The 19560-nt window shown below is 58.5% G+C and carries 28 protein-coding genes; 17 read left to right on the top strand and 11 right to left on the bottom strand.

Going from position 1 to position 19560, the window contains the following annotated elements:
* The first annotated feature begins 42 nt into the window (after positions 1-42).
* From msrB to LYZ69_05845, 5 genes are all read left to right on the top strand, one after another.
* On the top strand, positions 43-453 hold the full coding sequence (gene msrB / locus LYZ69_05865; GenBank protein ID MDV3277978.1) for a peptide-methionine (R)-S-oxide reductase MsrB: 411 nt from the start codon (positions 43-45) through the stop codon (positions 451-453).
* A 756-nt stretch (positions 454-1209) separates the two neighbouring features.
* Positions 1210-1317 carry a peptide-methionine (R)-S-oxide reductase gene (locus tag LYZ69_05860; GenBank protein ID MDV3277977.1) on the top strand — a complete coding sequence of 36 codons (108 nt, stop codon included), beginning with the start codon at positions 1210-1212 and terminating at the stop codon, positions 1315-1317.
* A gap of 10 nt (positions 1318-1327) precedes the next feature.
* Entirely contained in the window at positions 1328-1816 is a 489-nt protein-coding gene (locus LYZ69_05855) for an MOSC domain-containing protein (GenBank protein MDV3277976.1), read from the top strand.
* Positions 1816-2718 carry a prenyltransferase gene (locus LYZ69_05850; GenBank protein ID MDV3277975.1) on the top strand — a complete coding sequence of 301 codons (903 nt, stop codon included), beginning with the start codon at positions 1816-1818 and terminating at the stop codon, positions 2716-2718. The genes LYZ69_05855 and LYZ69_05850 overlap by 1 nt, the downstream gene beginning before the upstream one ends.
* 87 nt (positions 2719-2805) lie before the next feature.
* Complete coding sequence (locus LYZ69_05845) at positions 2806-3810, top strand: acetoin utilization protein AcuC (GenBank protein MDV3277974.1); 1005 nt, start codon at positions 2806-2808, stop codon at positions 3808-3810.
* Here LYZ69_05845 and LYZ69_05840 read toward each other — a convergent pair.
* Complete coding sequence (locus LYZ69_05840; GenBank protein ID MDV3277973.1) at positions 3741-4217, bottom strand: hypothetical protein; 477 nt, start codon at positions 4215-4217, stop codon at positions 3741-3743. The genes LYZ69_05845 and LYZ69_05840 overlap by 70 nt on opposite strands.
* A 272-nt stretch (positions 4218-4489) precedes the next feature.
* Here LYZ69_05840 and LYZ69_05835 point away from each other — a divergent pair, with 272 nt between their 5' ends.
* The 3 genes from LYZ69_05835 to LYZ69_05825 all read left to right on the top strand — a co-directional run bounded on the left by LYZ69_05835 (position 4490) and on the right by LYZ69_05825 (position 6925).
* On the top strand, positions 4490-5446 hold the full coding sequence (locus tag LYZ69_05835) for an ATP-binding cassette domain-containing protein (protein MDV3277972.1): 957 nt from the start codon (positions 4490-4492) through the stop codon (positions 5444-5446).
* A complete protein-coding gene (locus LYZ69_05830; GenBank protein MDV3277971.1) occupies positions 5443-6201 on the top strand; it encodes an ABC transporter permease in 759 nt (252 codons plus the stop codon). Before LYZ69_05835 ends, LYZ69_05830 begins: the two co-directional genes overlap by 4 nt.
* Before the next feature lie 202 nt (positions 6202-6403).
* On the top strand, positions 6404-6925 hold the full coding sequence (locus tag LYZ69_05825) for a hypothetical protein (GenBank protein ID MDV3277970.1): 522 nt from the start codon (positions 6404-6406) through the stop codon (positions 6923-6925).
* A gap of 47 nt (positions 6926-6972) precedes the next feature.
* On the opposite strand, the gene LYZ69_05820 is transcribed toward LYZ69_05825, so the two are convergent.
* From LYZ69_05820 to LYZ69_05810, 3 genes are all read right to left on the bottom strand, one after another.
* Complete coding sequence (locus tag LYZ69_05820) at positions 6973-7176, bottom strand: hypothetical protein (GenBank protein MDV3277969.1); 204 nt, start codon at positions 7174-7176, stop codon at positions 6973-6975.
* A gap of 151 nt (positions 7177-7327) precedes the next feature.
* Positions 7328-8821, bottom strand: a complete 1494-nt coding sequence (locus LYZ69_05815) for an MFS transporter (protein ID MDV3277968.1) — start codon at positions 8819-8821, stop codon at positions 7328-7330.
* Between the two features lie 38 nt (positions 8822-8859).
* Positions 8860-9003 (bottom strand): hypothetical protein, encoded by a 144-nt coding sequence (locus LYZ69_05810; GenBank protein MDV3277967.1) that lies wholly within the window; start codon positions 9001-9003, stop codon positions 8860-8862.
* A 113-nt stretch (positions 9004-9116) separates the two neighbouring features.
* Here LYZ69_05810 and LYZ69_05805 point away from each other — a divergent pair, with 113 nt between their 5' ends.
* On the top strand, positions 9117-9254 hold the full coding sequence (locus LYZ69_05805; GenBank protein ID MDV3277966.1) for a hypothetical protein: 138 nt from the start codon (positions 9117-9119) through the stop codon (positions 9252-9254).
* Positions 9255-9337: 83 nt separating this feature from the next.
* On the opposite strand, the gene LYZ69_05800 is transcribed toward LYZ69_05805, so the two are convergent.
* Positions 9338-9790: a CBS domain-containing protein gene (locus tag LYZ69_05800; protein MDV3277965.1), complete on the bottom strand. Its 453-nt coding sequence runs from the start codon at positions 9788-9790 to the stop codon at positions 9338-9340.
* 149 nt (positions 9791-9939) lie between these two features.
* Positions 9940-11238: a TrpB-like pyridoxal phosphate-dependent enzyme gene (locus tag LYZ69_05795; GenBank protein ID MDV3277964.1), complete on the bottom strand. Its 1299-nt coding sequence runs from the start codon at positions 11236-11238 to the stop codon at positions 9940-9942.
* 147 nt (positions 11239-11385) lie between these two features.
* On the opposite strand from LYZ69_05795, the gene LYZ69_05790 reads away from it, so the two are divergent.
* Complete coding sequence (locus LYZ69_05790) at positions 11386-12060, top strand: M48 family metallopeptidase (protein ID MDV3277963.1); 675 nt, start codon at positions 11386-11388, stop codon at positions 12058-12060.
* Between the two features lie 62 nt (positions 12061-12122).
* Positions 12123-12635: a CBS domain-containing protein gene (locus tag LYZ69_05785; GenBank protein ID MDV3277962.1), complete on the top strand. Its 513-nt coding sequence runs from the start codon at positions 12123-12125 to the stop codon at positions 12633-12635.
* Positions 12636-12652: 17 nt separating this feature from the next.
* Here LYZ69_05785 and LYZ69_05780 read toward each other — a convergent pair whose 3' ends face one another.
* A complete protein-coding gene (locus LYZ69_05780) occupies positions 12653-13021 on the bottom strand; it encodes a cupin domain-containing protein (GenBank protein ID MDV3277961.1) in 369 nt (122 codons plus the stop codon).
* Positions 13022-13110: 89 nt separating this feature from the next.
* Here LYZ69_05780 and LYZ69_05775 point away from each other — a divergent pair, with 89 nt between their 5' ends.
* On the top strand, positions 13111-13566 hold the full coding sequence (locus tag LYZ69_05775; protein ID MDV3277960.1) for a hypothetical protein: 456 nt from the start codon (positions 13111-13113) through the stop codon (positions 13564-13566).
* On the opposite strand, the gene LYZ69_05770 is transcribed toward LYZ69_05775, so the two are convergent.
* Together LYZ69_05770 and LYZ69_05765 are read right to left on the bottom strand one after the other, a co-directional pair.
* Positions 13491-14180 carry a hypothetical protein gene (locus LYZ69_05770; GenBank protein ID MDV3277959.1) on the bottom strand — a complete coding sequence of 230 codons (690 nt, stop codon included), beginning with the start codon at positions 14178-14180 and terminating at the stop codon, positions 13491-13493. The genes LYZ69_05775 and LYZ69_05770 overlap by 76 nt on opposite strands.
* Before the next feature lie 43 nt (positions 14181-14223).
* A complete protein-coding gene (locus LYZ69_05765; protein ID MDV3277958.1) occupies positions 14224-14880 on the bottom strand; it encodes a phosphoribosyltransferase in 657 nt (218 codons plus the stop codon).
* A gap of 392 nt (positions 14881-15272) precedes the next feature.
* Here LYZ69_05765 and LYZ69_05760 point away from each other — a divergent pair, with 392 nt between their 5' ends.
* From LYZ69_05760 to LYZ69_05740, 5 genes are all read left to right on the top strand, one after another.
* Complete coding sequence (locus LYZ69_05760) at positions 15273-15551, top strand: hypothetical protein (protein ID MDV3277957.1); 279 nt, start codon at positions 15273-15275, stop codon at positions 15549-15551.
* A gap of 9 nt (positions 15552-15560) precedes the next feature.
* Positions 15561-16304, top strand: a complete 744-nt coding sequence (locus LYZ69_05755; protein MDV3277956.1) for a hypothetical protein — start codon at positions 15561-15563, stop codon at positions 16302-16304.
* Between the two features lie 46 nt (positions 16305-16350).
* Positions 16351-16683: an FKBP-type peptidyl-prolyl cis-trans isomerase gene (locus LYZ69_05750; GenBank protein MDV3277955.1), complete on the top strand. Its 333-nt coding sequence runs from the start codon at positions 16351-16353 to the stop codon at positions 16681-16683.
* Positions 16684-16741: 58 nt separating this feature from the next.
* Complete coding sequence (locus tag LYZ69_05745) at positions 16742-17242, top strand: hypothetical protein (GenBank protein MDV3277954.1); 501 nt, start codon at positions 16742-16744, stop codon at positions 17240-17242.
* A 112-nt stretch (positions 17243-17354) separates the two neighbouring features.
* Positions 17355-17636 (top strand): hypothetical protein, encoded by a 282-nt coding sequence (locus tag LYZ69_05740; GenBank protein MDV3277953.1) that lies wholly within the window; start codon positions 17355-17357, stop codon positions 17634-17636.
* A 5-nt stretch (positions 17637-17641) separates the two neighbouring features.
* Here the strand turns inward: LYZ69_05740 and LYZ69_05735 are convergent, their stop codons facing one another.
* Positions 17642-18829: an ABC transporter permease gene (locus LYZ69_05735; GenBank protein ID MDV3277952.1), complete on the bottom strand. Its 1188-nt coding sequence runs from the start codon at positions 18827-18829 to the stop codon at positions 17642-17644.
* Positions 18816-19559 carry an ABC transporter ATP-binding protein gene (locus LYZ69_05730; protein MDV3277951.1) on the bottom strand — a complete coding sequence of 248 codons (744 nt, stop codon included), beginning with the start codon at positions 19557-19559 and terminating at the stop codon, positions 18816-18818. Before LYZ69_05730 ends, LYZ69_05735 begins: the two co-directional genes overlap by 14 nt.
* Position 19560: the final 1 nt, after the last annotated feature.

Raw genomic sequence — 19560 nt, 5'->3', positions numbered from 1 at the left:
CCATCAAGACTGCCCGCTCCGCTCCGCGATATGCTTTTCAGCATGGCCGATTCATCGAGGAGAATCATGCTGAAGGTAGACAAAGACGAGCTGAAGCGAAGATTGACTCGCGAGCAGTATGATGTCTGCGTCGACAAGGGGACGGAGCGGCCCTTCACAGGCGAGTACTGGGACGACCACGAGCGGGGCGTCTACAAATGCGTGGTCTGCAGCGCCGACCTCTTCAGCTCAGAGACGAAATTCGACTCCGGCACAGGCTGGCCTAGTTTCTGGCAACCGACGAGCGGTGACAGAGTGAAGGCGAAGTCCGATTACAGCCTCTTCACACGAAGAATCGAGGCGACTTGTGCCCATTGCGATTCTCATCTCGGCCATATATTCGATGATGGGCCACCGCCAACAAACCAAAGATACTGCATCAATTCCGCGGCTCTGAGATTCGTCAAGTCGTGAATGTTTTCGCTTATTAGAGGACTCTACATATTCTTCCGTGAACTCTGCATCATACGAATCGGAGGGTAAAGGGCCAAGTGAGCGAATCAGCGAGCCTGTTCTAAATCCCACCGCAGGTCTGACTGGTGGTTGGTCATACTCTGTCCGAGCGTTCGGCTATGCTAAGTTCTGCATCGGCTGCAGAATTCGCGCTGCATCACTCCCTTTGGAAAATTGTCCTTATCCCGAACATATGGAGTGGTTCAGAAGGGCGCGTGAAATGAAAAGACATCCCCAAGGCGTCAAACCAAAATCGAAAAATGGTTCAGGATGGACCGTCAGGATGGGACGATACGGAAGGCCTGTTTGCAGCTCATGCCACAAGGAGCCTAATTGTTCTCCCTCGGAGGATTGTACTCATGAGGAGCACCGCAGATACTACGAAAGGAACAGGGCGAATTTGAAAGCCAGGCACTGGGCAATCAAGGCCAAGGTCGTCGAATTGCTCGGAGGCAAGTGCGTTAACTGCGGACTTTCTGACATACGTCTACTGCAGGTGAACCACAAAGCACGAGCAAGCCACGTCAAGTGGGACAAGCGGTCTTCAACTAAATTCTTCAACTGGATACTGAAAGGCAAACTTCCGCAGAAAGCATATGATCTGAGATGCGCCAACTGCAACATTCTCTACGAATATGAGCTGGGTCACGTGAGTGTTCCAACGGCGTTCCTGGCAAGACACAAGGCAAACAGTAATTAGATTAGGCTTCTCACGTCATGACGAAGCGTTTGTTCAACAGCAATGCGAGGCTCGACGACGGCCCAGAGCCGACGGGGTTGCGGTACTGCATAAACTCCGCGTCCCTCAACTTCACAAAGGAGTAGTATCGCGTTCATGGCCGGCTCTGTCTACCAGATCAACATGAAGCCAAAGACTCCGGGCGCCCGCGGCCTCCCGAAGAAGCCGGTCGACTCCGCACTGGTCACAAAGCAAGGGGTCGACGGGGATTTCAACGTCTATCGTCACGAAGAACTCAATGACGACCCAGACTCGGCTCTCCTCCTTATGCCCCTCGAGACGCTCAAGCAGTTGAACTCGGAGGGCTGGCCGATCAGGCCGGGCGACATCGGTGAGAACGTCACTATCAGAGGCATCGCTTACAACACGTTCGCTCCGGGCAGGTCCTTCGCGATAGGAGGAGTCGAGGTCCAGGTCTCCCGCGCCTGCGACCCGTGCGACAACCTGTTCCTGCTGCCCTACGTGGGAAGGGAGAAGGGACCGAAGTTCCTGAAGGTCATGCTCGGCCGGCGGGGATGGTACGCCAGGGTTACGAAGGAGGGCCGGATCCGCAAGGGTGACGAGGTCAAGGAGCTGCTCGGCTGATGGACTCGAGAACACTCTTCCTGGCGACCAGGCCTTGGTCGTTCACCATGACGTTCTCCTCTGTCACGCTCGGCACCCTTATCGCATATCTTGCGGGGAGCTTCAACGTCGGTCTCTACATGTTGACCCTCGGCGGAATGATTGCGTTCCACGCCGCAACGAACCTGATCAACGACTTCTACGACGTGAAGCATGGCGTCGACAAAATGGGCGCGCCGACGACGAAGTACAGGCCTCACCCCGTTGCCGCGGGCGCGGAATCGCCATACACGATAAGGGCGTGGGCCGCCGTGTTCTACGTGCTCACGCTGCTCACAGGAGTGTATCTTTCTTGGGCGCGCAATCCCTGGGTCCTCGTCCTTGTGGGAGTCGGTGTGGCTGCAAGCGTCCTCTACACAGCCGACCCTGTTGTACTGAAGGCGAAGGGGATGGGCGAGGTGATTGTCTTTCTCATGTGGGGCCCTCTGATTCCGCTGGGCTCGTACGTTGTCCAGACAGGAACGCTGTCCATCCTGCCCGTGGTTGTGTCGATACCCATCGGCCTATTCGTGGCGCTCGTCCTCCTGGCGAACAACGTCAGGGACATCGAGTACGACGGAAGCGTGGAGACCAGGACAGTGCCCGTCATGGTTGGGAGGAACAGAGGCGTGATCATCTACCAATCACTCCTGCTAATCGCCTACCTCTTCGTGCCTGTCTTCATCGTCGCCGGGTTGCTGTCTCCGTGGTCCCTCCTCGTGCTGCTCACCTCACCGGAAGCCCTACGACTCTGGAAGATGTTCCAAGGGCAGATCCCTGACAACGCCGACCCGAGGACCGCCAGTCTCGCATTCAAGTACGCCCTAGCATACATGGCATCATTCATCCTCCAGATCCTCATTCCGATTCACATACCCCTCTGACAGGGCATCCGATGTTTTCACGACACCCGCCACAGCCCTCGGGTTGGAAACGCGTTTTCAATCCCGAAGACGGAGCAGGTGATACACATGACTGACGGGAAGAGGACGATGCTTGCCAACCGCGACTGTAGGCTCACCGTGGCGTACGGCCCCGAGTCCGAACTCTACTCATTTCCAGAATCGCACCCGCTCAACAACTCAAGGGCGAACCTCTTCGCGGAGTCACTGGGGCGGCTCGCCTCTCTTGGGACTGCGGCAAGTTCTGGTAGGCTCAGAGTGGTCAAACCGACTCCTGCAAAGGCCGAAGATCTACTGCTCTTCCACACGCCTGAGTACGTCCAACTGGTAAGAGAAGCGTCGAAGGTCGGGAAGGGTCACCTCGACTACGGCGACACTCCTGCCTTCAAAGGCGTCTTTGAAGCCTCACTGTTTCCTGTCGGCAGCTCCCTGAAAGGACTGAAACTGCTTCTCGACGGCGAGTGCAATCACTTCTTCAACCCGATCGGCGGGCTGCACCATGCCAGGAGCGGTAGCGCGGGCGGGTTCTGCGTCTTCAACGACGCGGCAATCGTGATTCACAAGGCTCTCGCAGAGGGGAAGTTCAGCAGGGTAGCCTACATCGACATCGACGCCCACCACGGCGACGGTGTCTTCTACGCCTTCGAGTCAGACCCTCGAGTCGTCGTCGGAGACATACACGAGGACGGCAGGTTTCTTTATCCTGGCACAGGGTCGGCAACCGAGACCGGCAGAGGCGAGGCCCGGGGGACGAAGTTGAACATACCCATCCCTCCTGGCTCAGGAGACACCGAGTTCTTCGTCGCGCTCGCCAGAATCGTGGAGTTCGTCCGCGGCTTCCGACCCGAGTTCATCTTCTTCCAGTGCGGCGCTGACGGTCTCGCGGGCGATCCCATAACACACCTCCGGTACTCCTCAGCGGCGCACGCCTACGCAGCGAAGAAACTTCACTCCATGGCTCACGAATTCTGCGAGGGCAGGATTCTCGCGATGGGCGGAGGCGGCTATGACCCAGAGAACGTGTCCGCGGCATGGTCCACCGTCGTCAGGGAGCTGATGGGCGCGGATGAGTAGGAATCCACTTGGCCACCTCCCAGAAGACCGGCTGGCCGTGACACGCGGGACAACCTGACCGTCGGGCCCCTCTCGCCCATGACCCATATCTCCCATTCGTTACGAAGTCTAAGGTCGACCGCTCTGAGCCTTCCGCGCGGAACGGCCAGTACACGCCTAATCGAGCCCTCGTTGAGCAATGATGGCTGGAACCAGAGGCTCGAATAATTCTTCGACCTGAACCTGTTCATGCTGGGCCGCGTCTCGCATTCGACGATGGCAACCTCCTCCTTCCGCCTTCCCTTCCTGAAACCCAGGAGGTCTGGGCGGTAAGTCGACCACGAAATCCAGCCGGCAGGCGGGAAGAGCGATTCCTCGACTACGCGATAGCCTTCGCGCTCTAGCTCCCCTCTTACTATATCCTTCATCATCCGGTGGACCGAAGACTCCACGCCGCAACCGTGGGCCCGGAGCTATTTCTCGCAAGGGCTCAACAAACCTTCAGCGCACGTCAATGATACTCGCCCTGCCACGTGGTCTGGAGGGAGGTCCGGCGGCACCTCCTCGAAGAAACGGGGTTTCCGCTCACCCATGTTGCTCGAGGTCGCCCAGCATCCGCTCGAACGGGCCTCCGTTACATCATTGCTCTGGAGCCCCTGCGACCTCAGACATATTACCCCCTCCTTGGTGAAGACGCACTGTGACTGAGCTGGCCGTCGAGGTCAAAGAGCTGGAGAAACACTTCGGCGACAAACCCGCTGTCGACAGGATATCATTCGACACTCGGCGCGCCGAGGTCTTCGGCTTCCTCGGACCCAACGGGGCCGGCAAGACAACGACGATCAAGATGCTGACGACGCTCCTCCCGCCCTCATCAGGGCACGCGACCGTGCTGGGATACGACGTCAAGACGCAGGGAAGGAAAATCAGGGAAAGGATTGGCGTCGTGCAGCAGCAGGACAGCTTCGACCAGGGCCTGCGCGCGGAGGCGAGCATGGACGTCTACGGGTTGGTCTGGGACGTGCCGAAGCAGGAGAGGAAGCGGAGGATAGACGAGATCATTCAGAGGTTCGACATGGAGGAGTTCAGGAAGACACCGACCATAGACCTCTCATCGGGCCAGCGGAGGCGCCTTCAGGTCGCAAGGGAATTCGTCCACGACATGGACCTGCTCTTTCTCGACGAGCCGACGGTGGGCCTCGACGCAATAGTCAGGAGGACTGTTCTCGACTTCTTCAAAGAGAAGGTGAAGGCAGGCCTGACGATATTCTTCACGACCCACATACTCGAGGAGGCCGAGTACCTCTGCGACAGGATAGCGGTTATCAACCACGGCAGGATTGTCCAGATAGATACCCCGCAGAACCTCAAACGCAGGTTCGGCACCACCAAGGCCGTGGAGTTCAGCCTGCTGGAGGGGAGCTCCAAGGAGTTTGCTGACAGGCTCGGCACCTTCGACGAGATCTCGAAGCTGACCCAGACCGAGTCGGGCAGCTACAGGGCCACGACCGGGAAGCCTGAGCTCGTCATACCCGAAGTCTACAAAATAGCAGACAAGCTCGGCCTGACGATCTCCTCCATCTACATAGCAGAAGCCACGCTCGAGGACGCCTTCATCTCGCTGGTGAGCGACGGGGAGAGGAGAGATCGAAGTTGAACGTCTACCTCCGGCTCACCTACAGGAACCTGCGGGCCAACCTGGACAGGATCACCCTGTTCTTCGAACTCATCTTCCCACTCTTCTTCATCGTGCAGGGCTACGCCCTAGGTGGAATCATCCCTCCGTTCGAAGTGGGCGGTGTGACGTTCAGCTACCCGGTCTTCCTCGCCGCCGGCGCTGTCACCCTCACGGTCATCAACTCGGGTACGAACGCGGGCACGCAGCTGTGGTTCGACAGGAAGAACGGGATGTTCGAGCAAATCCTGATGGGCCCCTTCACAAGGGCCCAGTACATCCTGAGCATCATCTTCGCCACGCTGATACTTGGAATCGCGGGCTCTCTGCTCGTCTTTCTCATCGCCATACCCGTTCTCGGCGGGAGACTATCTCTGACTGTAGAAGGCGGTGCCCTAGTGGCAGTGGCGATTTTCCTTGGCACGATGTTCTTCGGCACATTCGCGATTGCGATATCCGTCGCACTGAGGTCTTCCGAGACATTCCAGATCGTGTCGACTTTCGCGTTCTTCGTCTTCCTCTTCACCTCGTCCGTGTTCTATCCACCCAACTTCGCGCCGCCCGCGATTCAAGTTGTGAGCTACTTGAATCCCCTCACCTACACTACGAACCTCTTCAGGGCGGGCCTCTTCGGAGGGATAACGCCCATCGTCATCGCCCAGCTGCTTGTCCTAGCAGTCGAATCTGTTGCGATGTTCGCGCTGGCAGTCCTAGCATTCAGAAGAATCAGGGTCTGATTCAGCAATCCCTCGCGTCCTCTAGTTGGAGCCCACAAGCGGTCCGCAGAAGAGGCAAACAACTCAGGGCGCCTAGGCCATCGGACGTGATTGAGCAGCCCCACTCTCTTTCAACAGGTTTGAAACCTTTCACAAAAGGGTCAAGGTGCGGGAGGCACGATAAGGAAATATACGAGGCGGGAACCACCCGTGATTAGATAGGTTGACAGTTAAGGTAACGCCACCCGCCGACGCTACGGGAAGGCTGAAGGAGGTCTACGACCAGATTGCGAAAGAAGGAGGCCAGATTCCTTTCGCCCTGACGTTCCTCTCCGCCAGCCCCGAACTGCTCCAGGTATACTGGGGGGCCCAGAGGGACATGATGGCCCAGAGCCACCTGACGAAGCAACAGCTTGCGATGATAAGCTACGAGGTGGCGAAGGCTGACGGCTGCAAGATCTGCAAGGGCCTCTGCGACAAAGAGCTGAGGAGCATCGGCATGAACGACGAGGAGATCAAGACGCTGGACAAGGACATCAAGAAGACGATGCTCGACCAGAAGACGAAGAACCTGTTGATTTACGCGTACGCGATAGCTGAGGATCCCCACAACAAGGACGGCGTGGTCAACGCGTTCAAGACTCTCGGGATGACGGACGAGGAGCTCCTCGAGATCGCCGCAATCACACTAGCGAACAAGAACCAGTTCAGTCTGATTCACAGCCTGGGATATCACTCGAAGTAGTTCCGGCTCAGTTCAGCCGAGAAGCCAACTCTCACATCCGTTTCCCATCAACGATATTCTGGCATGACCTTTCTCGCATAACGCCGCAGCCAGACAATGATCATCGCAGCGACCCAAAGGTCCGTCCTCAACAAAGTGCGGTCCACGAGAACATGTCCGAAGACTGGAGCAGCCGAGAGAAGGAAGATGGCTCCACCTAGCAGCCAGCTGACTGCCTCGGACCGGAGCTGCCTCACCATGTCCTTTGGCACCGATGTCCGCGTAGAGTCCTGGGACAAAGCTCGGCGGACTGATGACCAGCGCATTGGCGCCTATCGACAGGGCGAGCCCGAAGATGAGGTCAGAGAGTGATTCTATTCTCGGCCTCGGTCTGCTCTCAGGTCCGGTTCCCACCTCCGCTTCCTATCCTTGGCCAGCCGGGGCCGTCATCGTTTCTGGGGCCCCCGAGCCTGCCGGGGTGGGTGCGTAGGGACGGAAGCGCCTTCCTTGCTCCCTCATGACCAAGAAGTACAGCGGAATGGAGGCCAGGATGACCACGGCGAGGGCCAAGAGCGCCTTCGAGAGGCCACCCGCGAAGAGGGCTGCCTGTGGCGCTGTCAGCCCGGAGACGCTCCCGAGGTAGATCTGCCCGACCAGCGTGGGCGGCAGCGAGGCGGCTGATACAGAGACCACGAGGGCCACGCTGACTGCGTAGGCTATGAAGATGAGAGTGAAAGCCGTGCCGTTTGCGACCCCGCGGAGCTCCTGCCGGGCGAACTTCAGCGCAGAGGCGATGGACGGCGCCCACACCAAGCCTCCTCCCACGCCAACCACCCCGAGCAGAGCGGCGACGTACAGCCCGGGCGAGGCAGAACCCATCGTTGCGCTCAGCACGACCACGGAGCCGGCCGCCAGCAGTCCACCGACGATGGAGGCCACCGCCGACCTCCGCAACCTGTCGAAGACCCTCCCTCCTATGGGGTTGAAGACTGCCAGCGCCACGGGCAGGGGCGATATCCACAGGCCGGCAACGACCGGAGAGAAGCCGGATATCGACTGGAAGTAGAATGACATGACGAACGTTATCCCGAAGAACCCAATCTGCATCAGCGCAAGGGCAAGGACGGAGTAGACGAAACCCCTGTTTCGCATCAGCTCCTTGTTGAGGATAGGGTTCCCCGACCTCGCCTCCGCAGCCACGAAGAGGCCCGCTGCCAAGATTGCCGCCGGCACCAGCCTGTAGTCGAAGAAGCTCAGCCAAAGCATCACTAGAGTGACCGCCAGCCCGAGCAAAGTCGCGTTGACGAGGTTCAACCTGCTTGCGTTCCCGCCCCTCACATCGAGCGCGGCGGGAATCCGCCTGAACGCGACCAGGATGGCTGCGGCCGCGACTGGCACGTTAACGTAGAAGATGAACCTCCAGTCAATCTGCGTCAGTATGCCGCCGAGGAGAGGACCGGCGACAGCACCCATGCCCCACGCGATAGAATTGACTCCTATCGCCGAACCCCTCTCGTTGGGTCGGAACGAGGCGAAGATCAGCGGAAGTCCCGTGGCGGTCAGCACAGAGGCCCCGATTCCCTGAACCACTCGGAAGGTCACCAGCTCGACGGCGCTTTGACTCAGGCCGCAGAGGGCAGAGGCGAAACCGAAAATGGCGAAGCCTAACAGGTAGACCCTCTTCTTGCCGTAGTTGTCCCCCATCTTCCCAGCCTGAAGCACCAGCGCCGCGGCAGCGATGATGTAGCCCGTGACCACCCATCCAAGGAGTGACACCCCAGACGACAACCCCTTCGACATCGCAGGCAGCGCAATCGTGACTATGTTCGAGTCAAGCGCTACCATGAAGGAGCTGAGGGTCGTCACAGAGAGTATGGTCCAGCGCGGCAGTCCGCTGGCTGGCTCGGGCTCTCTCACTGTCAAACTGGCACGCCCTTCCCACCCCGCATTTTAGACTATCGAGAGATGACCTTCTTCAGCAACTCCAGAGAGACATTTCCCCCTGAGATTACGAGGACCACCCTTTCTCCCAGCCTGTCGAGGTCCTTCCCAGCAAGAAGCGCGGCGACGGGAGTGGCACCCGACGGTTCGGGAAACACATGCGCTTCCTGAATCTACACTTTCATCGCCTCGTGTGTCTGTTCTTCCGATGCCCTGTACGTACCGTCGACGAGCTTCCCGCACACGTCGAAGGCCAACTCCCCAACAGAGGTTGGAAAAGCCGCCAGCGATCGACTTGGGCTCGGTGGTCGCCCTCTGTCCCGCCTCCAAGGAGGCCCCGAGCTTCGCCGCTCCCTTCTTCCTCTACGCTTTCGCTAGGTCGACTGCCGAGCGCGCACCTAGATTGTAGTGGTGGAATGATCCATCTCAGCTTCTTCCGCGCACCAGTCTAATCGTATGACAATGTAATGGGACTCGAGCTGAGCGGCTGGATCAGCGACCTCTCCGTTTCTTCCTCGTCGACTGGAGGATGAACTTCAGCAACGGCTCGCTGATGTTGAGTGCGTCGCGCATCGAAATCATGCCAACAGGGGTACCCTCCTTGTCGAGGACGGGGAGATGACGCACCCCGGCTTTGATCATCCTGTCGATGGTTGTCGTGAGGTCCTCGTTGGGGGAGGCGACTAGCGCTGTCCTGGACATTATGCTCGAAACCGGGATTTCCTTACCGGTCAACGACTTTGTAACCGCGAAGATTATGTCCCTCTCTGTGACGATTCCTTCCATCGCGCCAACTTCGTTCACTATGATCGCACTGCCGATGTTCTTGTTCCACATGATTCCTGCGACCTCCTCTATCGTCGCGTCCTCGCCGACTGTGACTGGAGGCACCTGCATCAGGTCCTTCGTCTTCATGCTCGGCGCCTTTGGCTTGGCCTTTGGCAAGAGCGTCTTCCAGCAGCCGAGCCCCAGCTATTAACGGTTAGGAATTCTTCCTTGCAGGGAGACGCGGTCCGACCGAATGCCGCGAGCCGCCTCCAGGACTCGACTCGCACGGCATCATGCCAGCCTGTCCCCTGTCTTGTTGCTCAGAACTAGAGGTGCAGCTTGCTCCTGTACGCGTCCAGGTCGAGGAACCCGTGCCCGCTGATGTTGACGAGGATGCACTTCTCCTCCCCCTTCTCCTCCGAACTCCTGGCCTCGTCAATCGCGGCCCTGACGGCGTGCGCCGATTCGCCTGCTATCAGCCAGCCTTCGGTCTCCAGGAACAGCTTGGCGGCTTCGAACACGAGCTGCTCGTCGCTCGGGTACGCCACGGCCCTGATGTACCCCTTGCTCCTCAGCGCGCTTATGATGGGTGCAGCAGCGTGGTACCTCAGCCCGTCTGACCTGATGGGGGTCATCGACGTCTCATGGCCGAGCGTGTACATCTTCAGGAGGGGCGTGTGGCCAGCCGTGTCCCCGAAGTCGTACCTGTACTCCCCCTTCACGAGGTTGGGAGCAGCCTCCGACTGCGCTGCCAGGAACTCGCACTTCCTCTTCCCCTTCAACACCTCGCCTAGGAACGGGAGGGCGATGCCCCCGAAGTTGGAGCCTCCTCCGAGGCAGGCGACCACCAGGTCGGGCGAGTCGTCGACGCTCTCGAGCTGCTTGATAGACTCGAGCCCGATCACAGACTGGTGGATCAGCACGTGGTTCAGGACGGAGCCGAGGCAGTATGCCCTATCTGCGCCAAGGTCCGTGTACTCGAGCCCCTCGGAGACAGCGATTCCCAAGGAGCCGGGGTGCTTGGGGTCCTGGGCGAGGAGCCGCCGCCCGAACGGCGTCTCGCTGCTCGGGGACGCGTAGACCCTCGCGCCGTAGAGCTGCATCAACGCCTTCCTCTCGGGTTTCCAGTCGTACACCGTCCTCACCCAGAAGACCGCGGTGTCGAGCCCCATCAAACGCGAGGCATAGGCAAGGGCCGTGCCCCACTGGCCTGCCCCGGTCTCTGTGACAAGGGTCCTCTTCCCCTCCTTCGCAGCGTAGTAGGCCTGGGCCAGGGCGGTGTTGACCTTGTGAGACCCCGTCGGGCTGAGGTCCTCCCTCTTGTAGTAGATTCTGACCTTCTTCAGATGCAGCGCCTCCTCCATGCGCCTCGCCCTGTAGAGGGGCCTGGGCCTCCCGGCGTGGATGTACAGCTCCCTCACTTCTTCAGGGATGTCGATCCAGCTCGAGGTGGAGCCCTCCTGCTTGAGGCACTCTCCGACAAGCCGCTTCTTCAGCCCCTCGATCCTAGATTCGCCGTCCCCTGGCTCCTTCGGGGGCGGGAGCCCCCCTGGGATATCGGGGATTATGTTGTACCATTTCTTCGGGACCTCTTCCGGGGATAGAATGATTTGGTCGACGCGCACAGCGGCTCAATGTACAGAATTGTACATAAAACCTCTCTCAACGAACCTTCCTCTTCCTCGCCGCTCCTCGCGGTGACAGGAGTTTCCCTCCTCCAGACCATCTGACTGGAATCAGTTATCTACACGACCGCTCCGCGAATTGAGACAGTGCCCTCGATAACTTTGGGAGGCCAACGGGTCGAGTACACTGTCGTGAAGGGGAGAGGCAGGCGTTACACTTACTTCAGGTTCAGACCAGACTCGATGCTTGAGATAGTCTCTCCGCGCCCGAAATCGTTCGACGCCGAATCTGCCATCAGGAAAAGAGAGTCGTGGGTTCTGAAACACCGCGAAGAGTTGGTGCACGCCCGCAAGGTCTTGGACGACGGGTCAGTGATGTTCGACGGCAGGCGCCTGAAGCTCGTCTTCGTGCAGACCAGCGGAAGAGAAGAACTGCGCCTCGATGCAGACAAAGGCGCTGTCGTTATCATGGCCCACGACAGGTCGAGCACCAAGGAGCTAGTAAGGCGCTGGTTCCTCAAAGAGTCCTCAGCATACGTGATTAGGACGCTGCCCGAGCTTGCACGGAGGCTCGCTGTCCAGTACCGGAGGGCAGACGTCAGGGAGATCAAGAACTGGGGTTGCTGCACGCGGGACGGCAGGCTCTCGTTCAGCTGGCAGCTCATCGCCCTCCCCCCGCCCGTCAGGGAATACGTCCTGCTCCACGAACTGGCGCACCTCACCGAGCACAATCACTCCCCCTCCTTCAGGCGGAGACTTGGGGCCGTCCTCCCCGACTACAGGCAGAGGGAGAAGGAGCTCGACAGGGTCGTGTCCGCCTGAGTAGCTGCGCATCGCCCCGAACTACGATTAATATATCACGAGTCGCTGCATCCATCATAGGCTTGACAAAGTGGGAGTGCTACAGGTGCGGTCACGTCTTCGAGGGGGACAAGACGCCGGACGAGTGTCCCAACTGCCATTACTCGCTCACGTTCTGGCTTGAGAAGGCCGAAGCGAAGGTCACCACAGTCAGGAACTTCGTCAAGACAGACCCGCTCACGATCGACGTCAACGAGTCAGTCATGAAGGCGGCGCAGATGATGCGAAAGAACAATCTGGGCAACATCCTCGTTCTAGTAGAGGGGAAGCCCGTAGGAATAGTCACAGAGAGGGACATCCTGAACAAGGTCGCGGCAGACGATCTGCTCCCCTCCAGCATCCCTGTCAGGAAGATCATGTCATCGCCCATGATCTCGGTGACGGCCGACACCTCATTGACTGAAGCGGTCAAGCTGATGGCCACCCGCAAGATTAGGACCCTGTTCGTGACCGACGGCGGAAAGCCGCTCGGCCTCCTCAACATGAGGTCGATTGTTGGCGACCAGTTCCGAATAGGGAAGACCCTCGAAGATTAACGGCGAGGGATCCAGTTCTAGGTCCGTCTTGGGTGGACGTAGAGCTCCTCGGCTCCCTTCACGCAGAGGAAGACGAGCTCCCGCTTCCCCGCGTTCCTGAACTGATGTTCCTTGTTCGATGGGACAAATACTGCGTTGCCTACGCCCACTCTTCTGGTTGTTGTCCCGACCTTCACATTCGCCCTCCCCTTGAGGATATAGACCTCGTGCTCGTAGGGGTGCCTGTCGAGGGAGGTGTTGCCTCCTGGTGCTACGTGGTATTCCCTCAGGAAGAATTTCGACGCTCCCTCCCGATTTCCAACGAGATACTTCACAGACACGCCCTTCGCTCCTTCCCTGTCCAGCGGCTTCCCCCTGACCTTCGAGGCAACGACGAAGTAGTGCAACTATGGGTCGGAACGGGCCCGTTCGAGATTTAAGGGTTGGAGCCCTGACCAACGGCATGCGAGGACAATCAAGGCGGGACGTCCAGTCTTTGCGCAGGCGAGCAAGGAAGGAGCTCCTCGCCGCTGCGAGGGGACGAAGAACAATCAACTACGGTATGCTGATGAAGAGGTTCAGACTTTCACGCGGAAGAGTTCTCTCGGAGCTGATTGGGTCGGTAGACAGAAAGGAGTACGAATCCGGTGCGCCCGGCTTCGCCGCAATCATTGTTCGCAAGGACACGGGCTACCCGGGAGGGGGCTACTTCTGCGACGGCGACCTGCCTCCTCGGCTGCGAAGGCCGAAAGGACGGAGCGCCGACCCCAGGCTCTCCAGCAATGAGAGGGCTCACATCAGGACGCAGCGGGAGAGAATCTGGACATACTACTGCGCGAAACGAGGTAGACGGGTTTCGAAGTGGACACTGTCTGCTCATCCTCTCTCCACGCGACCCTCGTCCCCCGAGTGCACCCCGGCCTCCTGCCTGTCGAGCGAGGCCACGCTCTGAAGATACGTCTCCGGGTCGACCTCTCTTGTGCTGGCGTTGTCGACGTCTATGACGAAGACGGAGTGGATGCGGGCGTACAGCAGCTCCTGCAGCGAGATTGCAGGTTTGTCGTAGTACATGTCGGTGAGCCTCTTTATCGCAGCCGCCTCATCTAGACTCCTGAACCGAGGCGGCTTTACGAAGAACGGCGAGAAGTCCAGCACGTACGAGGAGGTCGTGCCGAGGGCGAACTTTCCTGCGAACCTACTGTATCTCGCCAGCTTGCTCGCGATTCTGCTCTGGGCGTAGGTGGCAGGTCGTAGCGCCGCCTCCGGCGGGATGAAACCAGTCTCGATCTCAACGATTAACGCCCCGTCGCCGCGCTTTCCGTACACATCACACACAAGCTGCTTGTCCAGCCTCTGCTCCACCTTGACCTCGTATCCGTCTTTGATCAGGCTGTGAGCGCAGACCAGTTCGAGGACGGAGTGATTGATCTTGACCAGGTTCTTCTTGTACAGTCCAATCAGTATGTCGGCCGTTGCCAATACCTTGGCAAGTGTCGCCTCGTTGTCGTCCTTGCACGCTCTGTTCCCGAGCTCGTACATATCAGCCCTGAACTTCTTTACGTCCAACCAGACATCCAGAGGCGGGCCACGTTATTAAGAAGAGGAGGCGCTACGTCAGGCGACTGGCCCAGAATTCACCGAGCAACCGTCTGACTTCGTCGTCCTCCACCTGGTCGAATTTCTCATAGAATTGACCTATGGCAAAGAAAGGCTCGGGCGTCGCGAGGCAGACCACCCTGTCGGCCTCTTCAGACAACGCGGCAACCACCTCCGCTGGAGCCACAGGCACGGCCACGATTACAGACGCCGGCGCGTGTTTCCTCACCGATTTCACTGCTGCGGAGGCGGTGCTGCCCGTCGCGATACCATCGTCAACTATCACGACGACCTTCCCTCCGAGCGAGGGGTACGGCCTGTCGCCCCTGAACCTCGCCATCCTCTCCTTCACCTCCTCTGCCTTTCGTGCCGCTTCCGACTTCAGATAGCCTGCCTCGACGCCAAGCAACCCGACAACATCTTCGTTCAGAATCACGTCTCCCTCCTGTGTGACTGCGCCGAGCGCGAATTCTGGTTCTCCGGGCGCCCCGATCTTCTTCGTCACCACGATGTCCATCTCCGCACCAAGAGCCTTCGCAACCCTGCTGGCGATCACAACTCCGCCCCTCGGTATTCCGAGGACCACCACGTCTCGGCCCTTCAGCTCGCCTAGGGCATCCGCGAGCAGGGCCCCTGCCTGCTCCCTATCACTGAAGATTGCGGTCGACATGTTCGCCCATACTGTTGAAGATTTGCCTCGCCCGACTTTCAGGAGGGATGTGGCTTTCCTTTGACGGTGGTTCCGTAGCATTCCCCCATCGCCACCGCCCAGGTTTGCCCTCGGTCGGCACGCGTGGAGTCCGAGTCTCCCCGGGCACTACGTGCGTCGCCATCCCGCTCGCGGACGGTACCGGACGTCTAGGCTTTCCCGACGTCTCTTCGTCTCCGCGAATCCGTCCTTTTCCTGGCCGGACGAGTGAACTCTGTATTGCACTTCCGATATATACGGCTTCGGACGATTTTCAAGGCTGGAAACCATCTTTCCTCCTTCGCTCCCACAGATTCTCTTCACTGGCAATCGTGCCTCCTCCTTAAATGAACGGTCAGAAACCGCTCTTCAGATTGCCTAACCTGAAGATACTCGTGTGGGAACACAGGGAACCACAAGGAGAGCCTGACGTCGAAGTAAAGATACCTACATCCATGGCGAAGTGGATCCCGAAGATGATGAGGTTCGTGCCGAAGAAGAACAGAGAGGAGATGTGGGGAGGAGAGGTCGACTTCGACGCCATGTTCTCGGACATTGACCAGATGATCAAGACGGCGGCCGCGAGCGGGAGCCAAGAGCTGATGAGCGTCCGCGCGAAGGACACGCACGTCAAGGTACTCATTCAGGGATAGGCGACCTCCGTGCACATCCGAATCGACTTCCGGCTAATCTTACCGGGCGTGCTGATCTTCCTAATTGGGCTTGCCTTCTTCGCCGTCTGGTTGGTCCTCGCAATAGTTTCGTTCTTCCTATTCTTCATCCCCGCTCTCCATGGTATCTTCTACTTCGTCCTCGACCTCTTGATGGCTTCCCTCTTCCTGATGGCAGCGGGCGCCCTCATCGCCCTATCTGGCGCGAGGGGTTGGTGGGGAGCAGGATGGTCCCGCGGCGCAAACGAGGAAGCGTGGAAGGACCGGATGAAGGTGTCGGACCGAGTCGGCGAATTCATTGGCATCGCAATCTCTTTGCTCGTCCTTCTCTACTTCTATGAGAGCCAGGTCCTCGCGACCGGCTTCTTCACCTCGACCTTCGGACAAAGTGAGCAGCTGGCTTTCTATGGCCCAATCATCCTTGGGATGGTGGCCAGCTTCGTCAGGGGAACCTACGGTAGGAAGAACGCTGTGAGGCCGTTGCAATCGTTCCATGGAGCGGTCATCGCAGTTACTGCATTTTGGTTGCTCTACACCTTCCCATTCGAGTTCACCCACCTTACTGCCCTGTTCCCTTCCTTCATCCAAATCCCCTTCTGGTGGGTTTCTAATCCCGTAGGTCAGCTACTCTTCTTCCTTGCAGGGATAGGGGGACTCGTGAGCATGGCGACCCATGCTGTGAGGTATGCTTCCGTGAGAGGCCGGCTTGCCTCCAGCTTATCACCGATGAACTAGTAGCAACAAACTGTTAAATGAAGAACCTAGGGGTGGACGATGCTGCTTGAGTGAGCTCACGGCTCAGAAGGGAGACACCGTCTCGGTACACTACGTCGGGAAGTTCCCGGGTGGAAAGGTCTTCGACACGAGCATGAAGTCGGAGGCCGTCAAATCCAGCCTGTACAACCCCGCAAGGGACTACAAGCCCCTCCAGGTGACCCTCGGAGCCCATCAGGTCATCACCGGGTTCGAAGAGGCTCTCGTGGGCATGAAGGTCAGCGAGACCAAGGAGGTTACTCTGCCCCCTGAGAAGGCATACGGAAGAACGGGCAGACACCAGACGGCTGGGAAGACGCTGCAGTTCAAGCTCCTTGTGACGAACATAAAGAAGCAATAGCGTCAAGTCCCAGTACGGCCGTTAGCCTTATCTCGCGTTCACTGTAACCTGGTCCAACTTGGCCAAGAACGCGAAGCTCAACGTGGAAATAGAACGCGACGTCCCGATCGAACTCCATCCCCTGACGGATTTCTTCAAGGGCTTCGAGAACGTCAAGGCGGTACGGGACTTGTTCGGCAAAAGGACGGAGAAGGTCCTGAAGAACATGAAGGTCGAGTTCTACTCTTCCAAGTGGGGCTACATGGGCGTGAACGACAGCGACGGCCACATCCTGATCAGCGGTCACCACATGAAGCACAGCCCGTTCAGGACGCTCTATCTTGACATCCTCCACGAGCTCTTCCACATCAAGCAACACATGGGTGGGAAGAAGCTCTTCCTGGATGATTTCGAGTACTTCGACAGCCCAATCGAGATTGAAGCGTACGAGTTCACCGTCAAGGAAGCCAGACGAATCGGGATGACCGACAGGGAGATCATCGACTACCTCGAAGTCCCGTGGGCTGACAAGAAACAACTGGCGAAGTTCGTGAAGAAGGTCGGACTGCGGTCCAAGTAAACTGTCACTACTCCTGGCACACATCGACGCAGCATTCAATTCGAGCATCCGCTGAACGCGAATTGACTGGGATACTATTCTACCGCCGAGAAGACCATCTTCCTGACACTCAATGGCGAAAAGAGCATTCACCATAGACACAGGCAAGGAGAAGATCCCGGTCGAGGGCCACGCGCACCAGAACGTGGCTGTAAAGTACCTGATGAAGCGGAGGCGGAGCCTCCTGATAACAAAGGACCCCGCCAAGGTGGAGAAGCTGTTCTCGGAAGTCCCCACGAAGGTGAGCATTGTAGGCGCCAACGTGACCAAGACCTACAAGGTCAACTGGGAGCGCGTGGGCACCGGAGAGTTCCCAGGAGCCAGGTTCACCTTCACGCTGGATGAGGTAAAGTAGCCCAGTCAGGATGAGCGCAGGACAACCTTCTCGGAGCTGAGCAGCTTCAGCCCGAGCCAGATCACTGCAGCCAAGAACATAACGTTCGTCGCCAGCGAAAAGCCGGCTTCGCCTACCGTAATCGTTCCTGTTATCACGTCCCTCATCAGGAGAGTGAGGCCTAGGACGGGTATCGAGGCGTACTGAGACAGCTGGCTCGGTGGCAGGAATGACGTGACGTACAGAGGGATGAAGAGCACCAAGAAGATGGGGCTCAGGTACTGCTGAGCCTCCCGGATGTTCTTGGCGAAAGTCGAGATGCAGAACCCGACAGCAGACAAGGACAGCGCGGCAATGACCATGATCCCGAAGACCGCCGGGAACGCCCCATAGCCTATGATTGAGGAGCCTTTGCCTCCTCCGAAACTTATCTCGCTAAGGCTGAACAAAGTCCCTACGAGCCCGAGGACCGCGGTTATCATCGATAGCAGGAACGCCACCAGATACTTGCCGAGGAAAATCTCCGTCCTGGAAGGCGGGAGGGTGAACAGCGCCTCTAGGCTCCTTCGCTCTTTCTCGCCAGCTATGTCGTCCACCATGAAATAGAAACCACCTAGGAATGTGAAGTAAAGGAGGAAGCTTGGGAAGAGACTCGCCGCAATGGAAGTGCCGACACTCTGAACCTTGCCGATGGGAATGCGAGCCACGCCAATCGGGTTCAGGTCGGCCTGCGTCACGCCCTTCTCCTGCAATCTAGCAGAGGCTATGCCGTTGGAGACGCGGCTCAGGACACCAGAGATCAGAGACACCCCGATCTGGGCCCGGTTGTTGCCCGGGTCGAAGTACAGCGAGACGTTCGCTTGGCCTCTGGAGTCTATTGTCGTAGTGAAACCGTTCGGGATGACTGCGACCACGTCGTAGGTGCCTCCCTGGACAGCCGCGGTGACGTTGGCCGACGGTGCCTCGGAGAAGGTGATTCCTGGCGTGGTGGAAAGCGCATGCTGGATTGACAACGACACGTTGCCACCGTCCTGGTTCACCAGAAGGACAGGCGACGGGTTCGAGGTCGGGTTCGAGAAGTAGCCGATGGCACCGAACATCAACGGGAACGACAGGAGGGGGACGACCAGGGCGGTTATGATTGTCCTTCTGTCCCTGAGCATGTCTATGATTTCCTTCTTCGCGACGAGCCGTACCGTCCTAGCCCTTGACACTGCTTTCGCCTCTCACCAAGTTCACGAAGACCTCTTCCAGTCCCTTGCCCTTCGACATCGCCTCAAGCTCCTCCACAGTCCCGGACGCCCTCACCATCCCCTTGTTCAGTATGGTCACCTGGCTACAGAGGAGCTGCGCCTCGTACATGTTGTTGCTTGTAAGAAGGACCGTTTTTCCCTCCACGGCGACCGTTTTGACGTACTCGCGTATCGCCCTCGTCGACATGACGTCAAGGCCGAGAGTGGGTTCGTCCAGGAGAAGGACGGGCGGGTCGTGAATCAGGGCACGCGCGAGCGCAAGCTTCTGCCTCATTCCTCTGGAATACTTCCCCACCCCGTCATCCATCCTGTCGAGGAGTTCGAACATCTTCAGGAGGGTTTCTATCCTCGCTGAGAGGGCGTCCCCTGAGAGACCTTGTACGCCTCCGTAGAACTCCAACGTCTCTCTGGCTGTGAGCCTGTCGTAGAGGCCTGTGTCCTCTGGCAACACGCCTATGCTGCCCCTCACCTTTCCTGGATCGGAAAGGACGTCGAAGCCGTTCACCTTGGCGGTGCCCGACGTCGGCTTAATCAGCGTCGAGAGCATCCTCACTATCGTGGTCTTCCCAGCCCCGTTCGGGCCCAGCAAGCCGTAGACCAAGCCCTTCGGGATCTCCAAGGAGACGGCGTCTACGACCGCTTTGTCGCCGAACTTCTTGGTCAGGTCCTGAATCGAGATGGCCGAGTCCAAT

The sequence above is a fragment of the Nitrososphaerales archaeon genome, assembly GCA_032906765.1.
In the GTDB taxonomy this organism is placed as follows: domain Archaea; phylum Thermoproteota; class Nitrososphaeria; order Nitrososphaerales; family Gagatemarchaeaceae; genus DASPPF01.
The sequence above is the reverse complement of the archived record's forward strand: the minus strand, read 5'-3'. Positions and strand labels throughout refer to the sequence as shown.

What these genes read in the sequence shown, in the direction of transcription:
- msrB (MDV3277978.1), top strand. Translation starts at nt 43, where the DNA reads ATGGCCGATTCATCGAGGAGAATCATGCTGAAGGTAGACAAAGACGAG.
- LYZ69_05860 (MDV3277977.1), top strand. Translation starts at nt 1,210, where the DNA reads ATGACGAAGCGTTTGTTCAACAGCAATGCGAGGCTCGACGACGGCCCA.
- LYZ69_05855 (MDV3277976.1), top strand. Translation starts at nt 1,328, where the DNA reads ATGGCCGGCTCTGTCTACCAGATCAACATGAAGCCAAAGACTCCGGGC.
- LYZ69_05850 (MDV3277975.1), top strand. Translation starts at nt 1,816, where the DNA reads ATGGACTCGAGAACACTCTTCCTGGCGACCAGGCCTTGGTCGTTCACC.
- LYZ69_05845 (MDV3277974.1), top strand. Translation starts at nt 2,806, where the DNA reads ATGACTGACGGGAAGAGGACGATGCTTGCCAACCGCGACTGTAGGCTC.
- LYZ69_05840 (MDV3277973.1), bottom strand. Translation starts at nt 4,217, where the DNA reads ATGAAGGATATAGTAAGAGGGGAGCTAGAGCGCGAAGGCTATCGCGTA.
- LYZ69_05765 (MDV3277958.1), bottom strand. Translation starts at nt 14,880, where the DNA reads ATGTCGACCGCAATCTTCAGTGATAGGGAGCAGGCAGGGGCCCTGCTC.
- LYZ69_05740 (MDV3277953.1), top strand. Translation starts at nt 17,355, where the DNA reads ATGGCGAAAAGAGCATTCACCATAGACACAGGCAAGGAGAAGATCCCG.